Origin of the sequence: Muricoccus nepalensis (assembly GCF_006438825.1) — a bacterium.
In the GTDB taxonomy this organism is placed as follows: Bacteria; Pseudomonadota; Alphaproteobacteria; order Acetobacterales; family Acetobacteraceae; genus Roseomonas; species Roseomonas nepalensis.
This window is the reverse complement of record NZ_RCZP01000002.1, coordinates 83988-98619: the sequence shown is the minus strand read 5'-3', so window position 1 is coordinate 98619 and position 14632 is coordinate 83988. Positions and strand designations below refer to the sequence as shown.

11 protein-coding genes are annotated in these 14632 nt (G+C 74.4%); 6 read left to right on the top strand and 5 right to left on the bottom strand.

Going from position 1 to position 14632, the window contains the following annotated elements; translation table 11 throughout:
- The first annotated feature begins 17 nt into the window (after nucleotides 1-17).
- Both EAH89_RS02705 and EAH89_RS02700 read left to right on the top strand, forming a co-directional pair.
- On the top strand, nucleotides 18-968 hold the full coding sequence (locus tag EAH89_RS02705) for a D-2-hydroxyacid dehydrogenase family protein (RefSeq protein WP_140881239.1): 951 nt from the start codon (nucleotides 18-20) through the stop codon (nucleotides 966-968).
- 38 nt (nucleotides 969-1006) lie between these two features.
- Nucleotides 1007-2713, top strand: a complete 1707-nt coding sequence (locus EAH89_RS02700; RefSeq protein WP_241666830.1) for a SulP family inorganic anion transporter — start codon at nucleotides 1007-1009, stop codon at nucleotides 2711-2713.
- Here the strand turns inward: EAH89_RS02700 and atzF are convergent.
- Nucleotides 2670-4406 carry an allophanate hydrolase gene (atzF, locus tag EAH89_RS02695; RefSeq protein WP_161993458.1) on the bottom strand — a complete coding sequence of 579 codons (1737 nt, stop codon included), beginning with the start codon at nucleotides 4404-4406 and terminating at the stop codon, nucleotides 2670-2672. The genes EAH89_RS02700 and atzF overlap by 44 nt on opposite strands.
- A 126-nt stretch (nucleotides 4407-4532) precedes the next feature.
- Here atzF and EAH89_RS02690 point away from each other — a divergent pair, with 126 nt between their 5' ends.
- The 4 genes from EAH89_RS02690 (at nucleotide 4533) to EAH89_RS02675 (ending at nucleotide 10784) form a co-directional block, all read left to right on the top strand.
- Complete coding sequence (locus tag EAH89_RS02690) at nucleotides 4533-6719, top strand: VTT domain-containing protein (RefSeq protein WP_140881236.1); 2187 nt, start codon at nucleotides 4533-4535, stop codon at nucleotides 6717-6719.
- 8 nt (nucleotides 6720-6727) lie between these two features.
- Nucleotides 6728-7459: an endonuclease/exonuclease/phosphatase family protein gene (locus EAH89_RS02685; protein ID WP_241666829.1), complete on the top strand. Its 732-nt coding sequence runs from the start codon at nucleotides 6728-6730 to the stop codon at nucleotides 7457-7459.
- A 270-nt stretch (nucleotides 7460-7729) separates the two neighbouring features.
- Entirely contained in the window at nucleotides 7730-8638 is a 909-nt protein-coding gene (locus EAH89_RS02680) for a GDP-L-fucose synthase family protein (protein WP_206667431.1), read from the top strand.
- A gap of 109 nt (nucleotides 8639-8747) precedes the next feature.
- Entirely contained in the window at nucleotides 8748-10784 is a 2037-nt protein-coding gene (locus tag EAH89_RS02675; protein WP_140881234.1) for a glycosyltransferase family protein, read from the top strand.
- 6 nt (nucleotides 10785-10790) lie between these two features.
- Here the strand turns inward: EAH89_RS02675 and EAH89_RS02670 are convergent, their stop codons facing one another.
- The 4 genes from EAH89_RS02670 to EAH89_RS02655 form a co-directional block, all read right to left on the bottom strand.
- On the bottom strand, nucleotides 10791-11600 hold the full coding sequence (locus EAH89_RS02670; protein ID WP_140881233.1) for an ABC transporter permease: 810 nt from the start codon (nucleotides 11598-11600) through the stop codon (nucleotides 10791-10793).
- Nucleotides 11597-12370, bottom strand: a complete 774-nt coding sequence (locus tag EAH89_RS02665; RefSeq protein WP_140881232.1) for an ABC transporter ATP-binding protein — start codon at nucleotides 12368-12370, stop codon at nucleotides 11597-11599. The genes EAH89_RS02670 and EAH89_RS02665 overlap by 4 nt, the downstream gene beginning before the upstream one ends.
- Nucleotides 12371-12436: 66 nt before the next feature.
- Nucleotides 12437-13405 carry a Bug family tripartite tricarboxylate transporter substrate binding protein gene (locus EAH89_RS02660; protein ID WP_140881231.1) on the bottom strand — a complete coding sequence of 323 codons (969 nt, stop codon included), beginning with the start codon at nucleotides 13403-13405 and terminating at the stop codon, nucleotides 12437-12439.
- 26 nt (nucleotides 13406-13431) lie between these two features.
- Nucleotides 13432-14619: a hypothetical protein gene (locus tag EAH89_RS02655; protein ID WP_140881230.1), complete on the bottom strand. Its 1188-nt coding sequence runs from the start codon at nucleotides 14617-14619 to the stop codon at nucleotides 13432-13434.
- Nucleotides 14620-14632 lie beyond the last annotated feature (13 nt).

The window sequence follows — 14632 nt, the reverse complement described above, 5'->3', positions numbered from 1 at the left end:
CGGAGGAAGAAGCGCGCATGAACACGCTGAGCCGCATCGCGGTGCTGGACGACTACCAGGGCGTCGCCCTCTCCTTCGGCGACTGGGGCTCGCTCGGCGTGCCCGTGGACGTCTTCCGCGACACGATCAAGGACCCGGACGCGCTGGCGGCCCGCCTCGCCCCTTACGACGCCATCGTCCTCATGCGCGAGCGCACCCCCTTCCCGCGCTCGCTGATCGAGCGACTGCCGAACCTCCGGCTGCTGGTCACCACGGCCGGGCGGAACAACTCGGTGGACGCGGCGGCGCTGAAGGAGCGCGGGATCACCTTCTGCGGCACGCCCGGCACCACCTCCCCGACCTCGGAGCTCACCTGGGGCCTCATCCTTGCCCTCCTCCGCGACATCCCCGCCCAGGACCGCGCGCTGCGCGAGGGCCGCTGGCAGACGGTGCTCGGCGAGGGGCTGGAGGGGCGCACCCTCGGCGTCATCGGGCTGGGCAAGCAGGGCCAGCGGGTGGCGCGGGTGGCGCGCGCCTTCGACATGCGGGTGCTCGCCTGGAGCACGAACCTGACCGACGAGGCCGCGCGCGCCGCCGACGCCACGCGGGTGAGCAAGGAGGAGCTGCTGCGGGAAGCCGACGTCGTGACGCTCCACCTCGTCCTCTCGGAGCGCTCCCGCCACACGATCGGCGCGGCCGAGCTCGGCCTGATGAAGCCCGGCGCCTACCTCGTGAACACCTCGCGCGGGCCGCTCGTGGACACGGCGGCGCTGGAGGAGGCGCTGCGCGCGCGCCGCCTCGCCGGCGCCGCCCTCGACGTCTACGACGAGGAGCCCCTGCCGGCCGGCACCGCCCTCGCGTCCCTGCCGAACACGGTGCTGACGCCGCATCTCGGCTATGTCACGCGCCAGAACTATGAGCATTTCTACGGCGGCGCGCTGGAGGCGCTGAAGGCATGGATGGCGGGAAAGCCCGTGCGCGTGATCTGAGGCGGGCGCCCGCGCCGAAGGGCCCGGGCTTCGCGGAGATGTTCACCCCCAAGCTCGTGACCGTCCTGCGGGAGGGCTATGGGCTCGGGGCGCTGCGGGCGGACGCGGTGGCGGGGCTCACCGTGGCCATCGTCGCCCTCCCCCTTTCCATGGCCATCGCCATCGCCTCCGGCATGGGCCCGGACCGGGGGCTCTACACGGCTATCGTGGGCGGCTTCCTCGTCTCGCTCCTCGGCGGCAGCCGCTTCCAGATCGGGGGGCCGGCGGGCGCCTTCATCGTGCTCGTCGCCTCCACCGTCGCCGTGCACGGGATCGAGGGGCTGGTGCTGGCGACGCTGCTGTCGGGGCTCATCCTGATGGCCATCGGCCTGCTGCGCCTCGGCACCTTCATCAAGTACATCCCCTACCCCGTGACCGTCGGCTTCACCGCCGGCATCGGCGTGATCATCCTCGCCAGCCAGATGAAGGACCTGCTGGGCCTCACGCTGGCGCGCGAGCCCGGCCCCTTCCTGCCGAAGCTCGCGGCGCTCTGGGGGGCGCTGCCGACGGCCAGCCCGGCGGCGATGGGCGTGGCCGCGCTGTCGGTCGCGATCATCCTGGTGCTGCGGCGGTGGCGCCCGACCTGGCCGGGCTTCCTCATCGCGGTCGCCGCCGCGGCGGCCCTCGCCACGGGCCTCGGCCTGCCCGTGGAGACCATCGGCACCCGCTTCGGCGGCATCCCGCAATCCCTGCCCGCGCCCGCCCTGCCGGACATGAGCCCCGAGGCCGTCCTCGCGGTGCTCCCGGCCGCGCTCTCCTTCGCGCTGCTGGGCGGCATCGAGAGCCTTCTCTCGGCCGTGGTGGCGGACAGCATGAGCGGTCGCCGGCACCGCTCCAACGCCGAGCTGGTGGCGCAGGGAGTCGCCAACATCGGCTCCGCCCTCTTCGGCGGCTTCTGCGTCACCGGCACCATCGCCCGCACCGCGACGAACGTGCGCGCCGGCGCCCGCGGCCCAGTCTCGGGCATGCTGCACGCGGTCTTCCTGCTTCTCTTCATGCTGCTGGCCGCGCCGCTCGCGGCCTATATCCCGCTGGCGGCGCTGGCCGGGCTGCTGGCGGTGGTCGCCTGGAACATGGTGGAGCGGCACGCCATGGCCGCCCTCCTGCGCGGCTCGCGTGGGGACGGCGTGGTGCTCTTCGCCACCCTCCTCCTCGTCGTCTTCCGCGACCTGATCGAGGGCATCGTCATCGGCTTCGGCATCGGCGCGCTGCTCTTCCTGCACCGCATGGCCCAGGCCGTGCGGGTGGAGACCGGCCGCCCCGTGGTGGAGGCCGACCAGGCCGACGCCGCGGAGGAGGGCGACGCCCTCCCCGCCGATCCCGACATCGCGGTCATCCGCATCGCCGGCGCCTTCTTCTTCGGCGCGGCGGCCGGGGTGGGAGCCGCGCTGGACGGGGTGGGCGCGCCGCCCCGGGCCTACGTGATCGACGTCTCGGCCGTGCCCGTGCTCGATTCCACGGCGGCCGCGACGATCGAGGGCTTCGCCCGCAAGGCGCGGCGCGCGGGCGCGCTCGTCCTCCTCGCCGGCGCGAGCCCGCCGATCCGGCGGGTTCTGCGCACCCACGGGGTGCGCCCGCCCGCCGTCCGCTTCCGGGCCAGCCTCGCCGAGGCCGTGGCGGCGGCCCGGGCGGAGCTGGCACCGCCTCCCGCCGCGCCCCCCGTCAGCGCGATGCCAGGTAGGCCCGCCATCCTCCAAGCGCCGTGATCTCGGGCGCCCCCACCAGGCCGGCGGGCTCCGCCAGGAAGCCGAGGCAGGGCCCGCTTTCCAGCGCCACCGTCCCGAAGCCGAGCGGCGGCGGCACCTGGGCCAGCAGGGGGCCGATCCCCGCGGCCGGCAGGGCCCAGACCTCCCCCTCGATCGCCGCCTCGCCCTCGCCCCGGATCAGCCCGGGCCGGTTGCCCAGCGCGTAGAGCCGGTAGCCCGGCGCCGCCCGGTCCCGCCGCAGGAAGCGCCCGCCGAGCGCGGTGACCTGCCCGTTCAGCGGCAGGCCCGCCATGTGCGCGCCGATGCAGAAGAGCGGGATCTCCCCCGCCCCCGCGCCGGCCCCCGCCTCGGGCGGCGGCGTCGGCTCGCCGGTGGCGCCGAGCGGCAGCCCGGCCGCGTGGTGCAGGGCGCCCCCCACCGCGAGCAGCCGCGCCTCGGCGAAGGCGGGGCCGATGAGGGTGACCCCCGCCGGCCGCCCGTCGCCCCGGAATCCCGCGGGCAGCGCCAGCGCCGAGAGGTCCAGCAGGTTCACGAAGTTCGTGTAGGTGCCGCAGCGGCTGTTGGCGGCCACCGGCTCGGCGGCCAGGTCCGCCAGCGTCGGGATGCCCGGCGCGGTCGGCACCGCCAGCAGGTCGGCGCGCGCGAACAGCGCCCGCGAGAGGAGCCGCGCCTCCGCCACCGCGTGGAAGTCGTCGAAGGCGTCCACCGTGCGACGGGCGAGGCCGCCCTCCAGGATGGTCCGGGTGACCGGGTGCAGCGAGGCCGGGCGGTTCTCCACCCAGTCCCGCAGCGCCGCCGTCCGCTCGGCCACCCAGGCGCCGTCGTAGAGGCGGCGGGCGAGCGCCAGGAAGGGCGCGATGGAGACGCGCTCCAGCACCGCCCCCATCCCCTCCAGCCGCGCGAGGGCGGCGCGGAACAGCGCGGCGTCGTCCGGCGTGTCGAAGAGAAGCTCCGCCTCCTCCGGCACCGCGACGCGGAGCGCGGGGGGCACCGCGCCGCCCGTGGCCCGCCAGCCCGCGGGCGCCGCGCGGGAGTAGGGATCGGCCGCGTCCGGCCCGGCCAGCACCGCCAGCACCGCCCCCGCCTGCGCGGCCGTCAGCGCGAAGACCGAGACGGCGTCGAGCGAGCGGCAGGCCGGCACCACGCCCCGCGTCGGCACGAGGCCGAGGCTCGGCTTCAGCCCGACGATGTTCTGGAACGCCGCCGGCACCCGCCCCGATCCCGCCGTGTCCGTGCCCAGCGAGAAGGCCGCGATGCCCGCCGCGACGGCGCTGGCCGAGCCCGAGGAGGAGCCCCCGGGCACGCAGGCCGCGTCCACCGCGTTGCGCGGCGTGCCATAGGGGCTGCGCACGCCGACGAGACCCGTCGCGAACTGGTCGAGGTTCACCTTGCCGAGCAGGATCGCCCCCGCCGCGCGCAGCCGGGCGACCGTGGGCGCGTCGGCCTCCGCCACGCGGGCGAAGTCGGGGCAGGCCGCGGTGGTCGGCAGGCCGGCCGCGTCGATGTTGTCCTTCACGACATAGGGGATGCCGTAGAGGGGCCGCCCCATCGGGCCCTCCGCGGCCAGGCGCGCGGCCTCGGCCATCACCGCCGCCTCGGGGACGCGATGGAGGAAGAGGGCGGGGTCGGCCCAGGCCTCGATCCGGTCCAGCGCGGCGCGCGCCGCCGCCTCGGGGCCCCTGTCCCTCGCCACGTCCCACAGCATCGCGTTCCCCCCAGCAAAACAGGCACCTGGCCCCATGAGGATGTGATTTAGCAAGAGCCGGGCCGCCCATCCCGCACCCGCGAACGAAACGGAGCCTGCGGCGTTAGCCGACGGATGCTCACCGACGCTCCCCCGCGCCCCCGGACCCTGCCCCCGCGCGCGGCCCCCGCCCCCGCCTCCCTGCTCGACCCCGGCCGCAACGCCTGGCGCGTGGCCCGCGCGCCCCGGGCGGCGGTGCTGTCGGACGGCGCCACCTACTTCGCCGCGCTGCGCGAGGCGATGCTCGCGGCCGAGCGCAGCATCCACATCGTGGGCTGGGACATCGACAGCCGCACCCGGCTCGTGGGCGAGCACCCGCCGGAGGACGGCCTGCCGGAGGAGCTGGGCGCCTTCCTCACCGCCCTGGTCGAGCGCCGCCCAGGCCTCTCGGTGAAGCTCCTCCTCTGGGACTACTCCGTCCTCTACGCGCTCGAGCGCCAGCTCCTGCCGGCGATCACCCTTCGCTGGGGCGTGCCGGAGGGGGTGGAGCTCTGCCTCGACGACCGGACCCCCTTCGGCGCCTCCCACCACCAGAAGGTGGTCGTGGTCGACGGCCTCGTCGCCTTCTCCGGCGGGCTGGACCTGACCATCCGCCGCTGGGACCGCAACGCGCACGAGCCCGAGGACCCCGGCCGCACCGACCCCGGGGGCAAGCCTTACCCGCCCTTCCACGACGTGCAGATGGTGGTCGACGGCGAGGCCGCGGCGGCGCTGGCGGAGCTCGTCGCCGACCGCTGGGCGCGCGCCTGCGAGGAGTGCATGCCCGCCGACCCCACCCCGCCCGCCGGCCGCGACCCCTGGCCGGCCTCGGTGGCGCCGGACCTGCGCGACGTCACCCTCGGCATCGCCCGCACCCATCCGAAGCACGACGGCGCCCCCGAGGTGCGGGAGGTGGAGGCCCTCTACCTCGACATGATCGGCGCGGCGGAGCGCAGCCTCTACATCGAGAACCAGTTCCTCACCTGCGGCCGCATCGCCCGCGCCCTCATCCGCCGCCTCAAGGAGCGCCCGGCGCTCGAGGCCTTGATCGTCGCCCCCAAGACCCACCAGACCTGGCTCGAGCACCGCACGATGCTCGCCGGCCGCATCCGCTTCATGCGGGCGCTGCGCCGGGCGGGGGTGGGCGACCGGGTGCGGCTCACCTTCCCGCACGTCGCGCGCGGGGCGGCGGAATCGGAGGTGATGGTCCACGCGAAGGTCATGGTGGTGGACGATCGCCTGCTCCGCGTCGCCTCCTCCAACCTCTGCAACCGCTCCATGGGCACGGACACCGAGTGCGACCTCATGGTCGAGGCCGCGGACGAGGCCCAGCGCGCGGCGGTGGCCGGCATCCGGGACCGCCTCATCGCCGAGCACACGGGGGCGACCGCTGGCGAGGTCGCGGCGCGGCTGCGCGAGACGGGCTCGATCCTGAAGGCCGTGAAGGGCCTCTCGCGCGACGGCCACAGCCTGCGCGACGTCGAGGACGGCGACGCCCCCGCCCGCAGCCTGCTGCCGGGCATCGAGCGCGCGGCCGACCCCCGCCGCCCCATCGAGTCCGGCGAGTTCCTGGCCGACTACCTCGGCCACCCCGACGTCGCCCCCTCCTCCGGGGAGCCCTGGCCGCTGCTCGCCCGCGCGGCGCTCATGCTGCTGCCGGTCGCCCTCCTCCTGCTGCTGTGGAAGGCGACGCCCGTCGCCCAGTACATGACGCCGGAGGCGATGAAGGCGGCGCTCACCGCCGGCGGCTCCTGGGGCCCGGCGGCCTCGGTCGGGCTCTTCCTGCTGCTCGGCTTCGTGGCCTTCCCGGTCAACGTCCTCATCCTCGGCACGGCCGCGGCCTTCGGCACCTGGCCCGGGCTGCTCTACGCCGCGGTCGGCGCCCTGGTCTCGGCGGCGGCCACCTACGGGGCGGGGCGGAAGCTCGGCCCCAACCTGCTCCGCCGGATGCTGGGCCCGCGGATCAACCGAGTCAGCCAGTCGGTGAACCGCAACGGCATCCTAGCCGTCACCACCATCCGCCTGCTGCCGGTCGCCCCCTTCACCCTCGTGAACCTCGTGGCCGGGGCGATGCGGATCCGCTTCCTCGACTACATGCTGGGCACCGCCCTCGGCCTGCTGCCGGGCATCGCCCTCCTCTCCCTCGTCGGCGAGGGCCTCTCCCGCATCCTGGAGCACCCGACGCCGCGCAACATCGGCCTGCTGGTCCTCGTCCTCACGGCCTGGGCGGGCATCACCTGGGGCCTGCAGAAGCTCTTCCGCCGCCTGCGCCACGAGGAATAAGGCCCCGCGTGATCCCCGGCTTCACCCTCCGGGCCATGACCTGGAACATCCACAGCGCCGTCTGCCCGGCCGGCCGGCACGACCTGCAGCGCGCCATCGACCTCATCCTCCGCCACGCGCCCGACGTCGTGGCGATCCAGGAGGTGGAGGGCCGAAACCGGCCGGGCAGCCTTCCCTTCACCGCGCTGCGCGAGGCGCTGGGCGGCCACGCGGTGGAGGCGCCGACGCTCCGCGCCGCCGACGGCTGCTACGGCCACATGCTCGTCAGCCGCTGGCCGCTGGAGGAGGGCGCGCTGCACGACCTCTCCGTCCCCGGGCGGGAGCCGCGCACGGCCATCACGGCGCGGGTGGAGACGCCGGGCGGGGCGCTGCGCCTGCTGGCCGCCCATCTCGGCCTCGGCTGGGGGGAGCGACGCGCCCAGGCGGCCCGCCTCGCCGCCCTGGCGCGCGCCACCGCGGACCCGCTGCTGGCCCTGGGCGACTTCAACGACTGGGAGCCGCACGGCCCGGTGGACCGCGCCTTCCTGGGCACCCTTCCCTCCCGCACCCGCGCCCGGACCTTCCCCGCGGGCCGCCCCCTCTTCGCGCTCGACCGCATCTACGCCCGCCCCCGCGCCTCCCTCGTCCGGAGCTGGACGGACCGGGGAGCCCGGGCGGCCTCGGACCACCGGCCGGTCATCGCCGAGGTCGCCCTCCTGCCGGAGGGCGAGGCGCGCCCGACCCGCCTGGTGGTGGCCTGAGACGCTCGCCCCCGCCCCTCCGCCGGGCCCCTCGCCCCTTCGCCGGGAGGCCGCCGCCGCGTCGGAGCCGGGCGCCGCGCGGGTGGTCGATTCCATTCCGAAACGCGCCCCCGGGCCGCCCGGCCGCGGCTTGTTCCGTCACATAACCGCTTCACAGCCCCGGCCTCATCTGCGACACAGCGCCAGGATTGACGTTGGAGCCGGGTGTCCCACGGGCATTTCCGCTGCCATCCCAGAGGGTTGCGCCAGGTGCAAAGAGCCGAGTTTTTGGTGACGGGGGCCTCCGGCCTCCTGGGGCATGCCCTGGTGGACGAGCTTCGCACCGCCTCCAAGGGGGAGGTGGTGGGGCTGACCAGCCGCGACGTGGACCTCACCGACTTCGAGGCCACCCGCGCCGCCTTCGAGCGCCACCGCCCCGCCGTGGTCTTCCACCTGGCCGCCCGCGTCGCGGGGCTGATGGGCAACATGCGGGCCCAGGGCCAGGCCTATCTCGACAACACCCGCATGAACTCGAACGTCGTCGAGGCCGCGCGCCTGGCCGGGACCACCAAGGTCGTCGCCATGGGCTCGACCGCCATCTACTCCGACGCCGTCCGCCTGCCGATGACCGAGGACCAGATCTGGAACGGCCCGCCGCACTACTCCGAGTCCGGCTACGCCCACGCCAAGCGCGGCATGCTGGCCCATCTCGAGGCCTACAAGGACCAGTACGGGCTCGACTACGCCTACTGCATCTCGACCAACCTCTTCGGCCCGCACGACAAGTTCGACGAGCAGCACGGCCACGTCATCCCCTCGCTGATGTCGAAGTTCCTGCGCGCCAACCAGACCGGCGAGGCCGTGACCATCTGGGGCACCGGCACGCCCCAGCGCGACTTCCTCTACGCCAAGGACGCGGCGCTCGCGCTCCGCATGATCGCCGAGGGCTTCACCGGGCCGATCAACATGGCGACCGGCACGGCCATCTCCATCGCCGACACCGTCAAGCTCATCACCGAGGTCTCCGGCTTCAAGGGCCCGGTCGAGTGGGACCGCACGAAGCCCGACGGCCAGAAGCTGCGGCAGTACGACGTCAGCAAGCTCCAGTCGCTCGGCTTCAAGCCGCGCTACACGCTGCGCGACGCGCTTCTCGAGACCTACGAGTGGCTGGCGGCGCACGCCGCCGTCGCCCGCCGCTGACCGCCCTCCCCGGCGCGGCCGCCCGCGCCGCGGCGGGGGTGATTCGCGCCCGGCGGCCGCCCGCCACGCCGGGCGTCCGTCCAAGCGCGCGGGCGCGCTGGAAGACACCATGACCCCGACCCAGACCGCCCCGGACTTCACGCTTCCCGCGGGGCTGCTCGGGCGCTTCGGCGTCGTGAAGCTCTGGCCCGACATCCAGGTGGCCGAGGACGAGGTCATCGCGCGGCTCGAGAACACCGCGAGGCTGCTCGGCCTCGAATGCGTCGTGCTCGACCACATGGGCCGCGTGCTCGGGAGCAAGGGCGAGCCGCTGACCGCGGCCGACCTCGACTTCGTCATCCACCTGCACTTCAGCACGCCCAAGGCCTACGACATCTTCTCCTTCGTGACTCTCTGGAACCCGGTCCAGTTCCTGCACGACTTCGGCTACCGCTCCACCACCGAGAACCTCCTCACCCACGACGACTTCCTGAGCTGCCAGTCGCCGGTGGCGGATCTCCACCTCAAGCGCCTCATCCACGACGGCAGCACGCACCTCCCGCCCGCCTTCAACCTCTTCCACGCCCTCTCGACCCCGGTCCTGCCACCCAGCCTCGGCGACCTCAAGATCTTCTACATGGGCATCAACTGGGAGCGCCTCGGCCGCGGCGGGTCGCGCCACCAGACCGTGCTGAACATCCTCGACAAGTCCTCGGTGCTGCGGATCTTCGGGCCGGAGACGCTGCGCGGCGTGCGCGTGTGGGAGGGCTTCGGCAGCTACCAGCGCCCGCTTCCCTTCGACGGCACCTCCGTCATCGAGGAGATCCACAAGGCCGGCATCTGCCTCGCCCTCTCGTCGGAGCCGCACAAGGACGCGGCGCTGATGTCGAACCGCCTCTTCGAGGGCCTGGCCGCCGGCGCGCTCGTCATCTGCGACGAGAACCCCTGGGCCCGCACGCATTTCGGCGACACGCTCCTCTACGTCGACCTGCGCAACGGCGCCGAGGCCGTCGCGCGGCGGATCATGGAGCACGTGAAGTGGGCGCGCGCGAACCCGGAGGAGGCGCTCGCGCTCGCCGCCCGCGCGCAGGCGATCTTCAAGCGCGGCTACACGATGGACGCCTCGCTCGCCACGATCTACGGCGGGCTGCAGGCCCGCAAGGCCGAGCTCGCCGCCCTCCAGCGCCCGGCCGAGGGCGCGGCGCCGCTGCGCATGGTCTTCCTCGCCCCCGACCCCGCGACCGAGGCCTTCGGGCGCCAGGTCGCGGCCGCGCTCGCTCACCGCGAACAGGGCTTCGAGGCCGCCCTCCTCGTCGACGAGCGCGACCTGCTCGAGGCCCGCAAGCGCGCGGCCGCGCTCCTTCCCGAAGGCACCGCCCCGCCCGACCTCCGCGGCGCCGCCTTCTTCCAGCGCGACGGCGCGGGCAAGGTGGTCCGCCGCAACCGCATCGGCCCAGTCCTGAAGACGGAGTTCGAGACGGCGCCGGAGGGCTCCCTCCTCCTCTTCGTCGCGCCGAACGAGACCGTGTTCAGCAACCACGCGTCCATGCTCGCCGGCCTTCTCTCGCGCCACCCGGCGGCCGACTACGCCTGGTCGAAGGCGATCGTCTGCCTGAACGACGGCGCCGGCGAGCCGCATTTCTCCGTCGAGCCCCCCCTCGACCTCGTGAGCGGCGACCCCGGCGCGCCGATCGGCCTCGCGCGCTTCCTCTTCCGCGCCGGCGCCTTCGGGACGGTGCGGGAGCTCCTGCTGGAAAGCCTCGACCTGCGCGCGACCGCCGCGCTCGCGGTCTACGCCAAGGGCGTCACGACCGCGCGCGCGAGCGTGACGGTGGACCGCCGCCGGCCTTTCTTCCTCGGCCTTGTCGAGAGCGGCGAGGCCGAGCGCGACATGCACGGCGAGGTGCGCCCCGACCTCGAGGCCATCCGCGACCTGCACCCCGCGCGCTACGACGCGCTCGACGTGTCGCAGCGCCTGCTCGGCGACCTGCAGGCGGGCAGCGGCATGCCCCCCGCGCTCTACCTCGACCGGCTGACGCCGGGGAACCGGCGGGTGCTCGTCTACCAGCTCCTCACGGCCCTGCCGGTGCCGCGCAAGGTCTGGCGGGTGCTGCGCCGCGCCGCCCAGGGCACGCGGACGGTCCTGCTGCGCCTCCGCGGGCGCTGAGGGCGCTCAGCGCTCCCCGGGCAGCGCGCTCTCGTGCCAGCGCCGCAGGAGAAGGTGCGAGACGAGCGAGAGGGCGAGGAAGATCGCGACCCCCGAGAGCGAGATGAGCGCGAGCGCCGCGAACATCCGGGGGATCTGCAGCTGGTACCCGGCCTCAAGGATGCGGTAGGCGAGGCCCGAGCTCGCGCCCCCCGTGCCCGCCACGAACTCGGCCACGATGGCGCCGATCAGCGCCAGCCCGCCCGAGACGCGCAGCCCCGCGAGGAAGAAGGGCAGCGCGGCCGGCAGGCGGAGATGCACCAGCGTCTGCCAGCGCGAGGCCCCGAGCAGCCGGTAGAGGTCGAGCAGGTTCCGATCCGTGCTGTTCAGCCCAATGGTCGTGTTCGACACGATCGGGAAGAAGGCGACGATCCAGGCGCAGACGAGCAGCGCCGCCTGCACGTTGTCGACCCAGATGATGATCAGCGGCGCGATCGAGACCACGGGCGTCACCTGCAGCATCACGGCGTAGGGCAGGAAGGTCATCTCCACCCAGCGCGACCCGCTGAACAGCACCGAGAGCGCCACCCCCGAGACCACGGCGATGAGCAGCGCCAGCAGCGTGATCCGCAGCGTGACCATCAGCGAGGCCGCGAGCGACCCGCCATCCGCCGCCAGCGTGCGCGCGATGTCGACGGGGCCGGGCAGGATGTAGGCGGGCACCCCGAAGTGCCGCACGGCCATCTCCCAGGCGCCGAGCGCCAGCACCCCCATCAGCAGCGGCGCGAGGACGCGCGCCCAGGCGCCGCCCCGCCCTCCCTCGGACGCCGCGCTCATGCCGCCATGGCCCCCTCCAGCGCGCCCGAGACGGTGCGGCACAGCGCCGCGTAGGCCGGGGAGGTCCGGAAGGCCTCGTCGCGCGCGGCGGGCGCCTCCAGCGCGATGTCGGCGTGCAGCCGGCCCGGATGCGCGGCCATGACCACCACGCGCTCCGACAGGTAGACGGATTCGAAGATGGAGTGCGTCACGAAGACCGCCGTGAAGCGCCGCGCCTCCCACAGCCGCAGCAGGTCGTTGTTGAGCCGGAAGCGCGTGATCTCGTCGAGCGCCGCGAAGGGCTCGTCGAGCAGCAGCACCTCGGGCTCGGTCACCAGCGCCCGGGCGATGGAGACGCGCATCCGCATCCCCCCCGAAAGCTCCCGCGGGTAGCGCATGGCCGCCTCCGCGAGCCCGACGAGGGCGAGCATGGCGCGCGCCCGCTCCTGCCGCTCGGCCTTCGGGACATGGGCCAGGCGCAGCGGCAGCGCCACGTTGTCGAGCGCGGTCCGCCAGGGCATCAGCGTCGGGTCCTGGAACACGAAGCCGAGGCTCGGCCGCCGCCCGCCCTCCCAGGCGATCCCCCCGGCGGTGGGCGGCACCAGCCCCGCGATCATCCGCAGCAGGGTGCTCTTGCCGCAGCCCGAGGGGCCGAGAAGGCTGACGAAGCCCCCCCGCGCGATGCCGAGGTCCACCCCCTGCACCGCCACCGTGCCGTTCGCGTAGCGCTTGGTGACGCCGCGCAGCGCGAGGAGGGGCGCGCCGCTCACGGGGAGGCCGGGGGGGTTCATGGAACCCCGCCCTTAGCGGGACGGCCGCCCTTCCGCCACCCCTCCGGCGCGAGAGGGGGCGCCGGCTCAGTCCATCCGGGCGCCGCTGGCGCGCACGGCCGCCGCCCACTTGGCGCGCTCGGCCGCGACGAAGGCGGCGAACTCGGCGGGGGTCTCCACCGGCACCACCTCGGCCCCGCGCTGGCGGAGGCGGGCCACGGCCTCGGGATCGCGCAGGCCCTGGCGGAAGGCGGCGTTGAGGGCCGCCACCGCCGCGGGCGGCGTGCCGGCGGGGGCGAAGACGCCGTCCCAGGCCGCCACCTCGAAGCCCGGCAGGGTGGCGGCGACGGTGGGCAGCGCGGGATGGCTCGGCAGCGGCCGGGCGCTGGTGACGGCGAGCGCCCGCACGGCGCCTCCCTCCAGCACCGGGGCGGCGGCGGGGAGGAGGTCGATGGCCATGTCCACGCGCCCGCCCGCGAGGTCGGTCATGGCGGCGGCGTTGCCGCGGTAGGGAACGTGCAGGATCTCCACCCCCGCGGCGGCGCGGAACATCTCGGCGGCGATGTGCCCCGTCGTGCCGTTCCCGGCCGAGGCGTAGCTGACGCGCCCCGGATGGGCCTTCAGGTAGGCGACGAGGTCGGGCAGCGTCTCCGCCGGCAGGTCGCGCCGCACGACGACGACGAGCGCGATGCGCGTCAGCGCGGCCACAGGGGTGAAGTCGGCCTCGGGCCGGAAGGGCAGGCGCGGGTAGAGCGCCTCGTTGATCGCGTGCGTGCCGTTGGTGCCGTAGAGCAGGGTGTAGCCGTCGGCGGGCGCGCGGGCGGCCGCCTCGGCGCCGATGTTCCCGCCGGCGCCGGCGCGGTTGTCGATGACGATGGGCTGCGCCAGGTGCGCCTGCGCGGCCTGGGCGGAGAGGCGGCCCAGCGTGTCGCCGCCGCCGCCGGGCGGGAAGGGCACGATCAGGCGGATCGGGCGGTCGGGGTAGGACTGGGCGAGCGCGGGCGCGGCCAGCAGGGCGGCGCCGCCGCCGAGCAGCGCGCGACGGGTTGCTCTCATGGTGGCTCCCTCCCGGGGTGGCGGCGCTAGACCGGATAGGCCTCGAGAAGCTCGACGGGGTCGCCGTAGGTCTCGGCCAGGGCCCGCACGGCGGGGTCGCGGAGCGAGAGGAGGTAGCCGTCCTCCACCATCGTGCGATTGCCGGCCATGACGGTCGCGTCGAAGGAGACGAGGTCCATGTGGATGTGCGGCTCCTCCCAGTTCGGCATCACGCGCCGCAGGTACTCGGAGGGCTTGAGGGCGTTGATGCCGAAATGCAGCGCGCCCGGCGAGTTCGGGCCGGCGGGGTAGATGTCGAAGCGCGGCGCCTTGGGGTTGTGGCCGCAGCCGACCTCCTCGAGCGTGCCGCCGATGAGGTAGTCGCGCATCACCTCCGCCTCCCATCCCTCGCCGTGGACGGCGTGGACCACGTCGTCGCGGAACTCGACGCCGAGCGGCTCGCGGAAGGGCTCGTCGAAGCCCACGGCCCATTGCGGCCAGATGGTGCCCGTGACGCCGATCTTCTCGTCGGGCCGAAGGCCAACCATGTTCGGCTCGAAGAGGTTCGGGCCGTGGGTCGGCAGGTAGTGCACGTAGCAGCCGTCCTCGTCGGCAAAGTTGTGGCCGCGCCAGCGGTTGTGGGCGCGCATCTTCGTCAGCATCGCCTCCGTGAAGGGCACGCGGAAGTCGGTGCCGCGCGGGTCGGTGACGCGCAGCGTGAAGTCCCCGGCCTCGGGGAACATCCGGCCGGTGGCGCGGATGATCTCGCCCAGCAGCTCGATGGGGAACTGCGCCTGGGGCGTGTGCAGCAGGTCGAGGTCGCGGAAGAAGGTGATCTTGACCCAGCGCTGCCCCTTCTGGCGGCGGAGCCCGATGCAGTAGGGATCGAGCACGGAGGCGAACCAGGTGGAGACCACGAAGGTCGCGCGCTCCAGCAGGGGCTTGGCCTCCTCCGGCACGGTCACGTAGCGGGTGGAATCGCCCATGTAGGCGATGAAGGTGGCGCCGCGCCCGCGGGCCAGGCCCTGCACTGCCTGCACCACCCGTGGGTCGAGCAGCGGGTCGGTCAGCATGACCACGTGGTCGCCGGGGCGGATGGCCATGACGCGGCAGAAGTTGTCCATGCCGCGCAGGAAGGCGCCCGTGTCGGCCACGGGGTGCTGGATCCGGCGGGGCAGGCCGCGCCGGGTAGCGGAGGCCATGATGTCCTCGACGCGGTTCTGGATGGCGGGCATGGCGTCGTCTCTC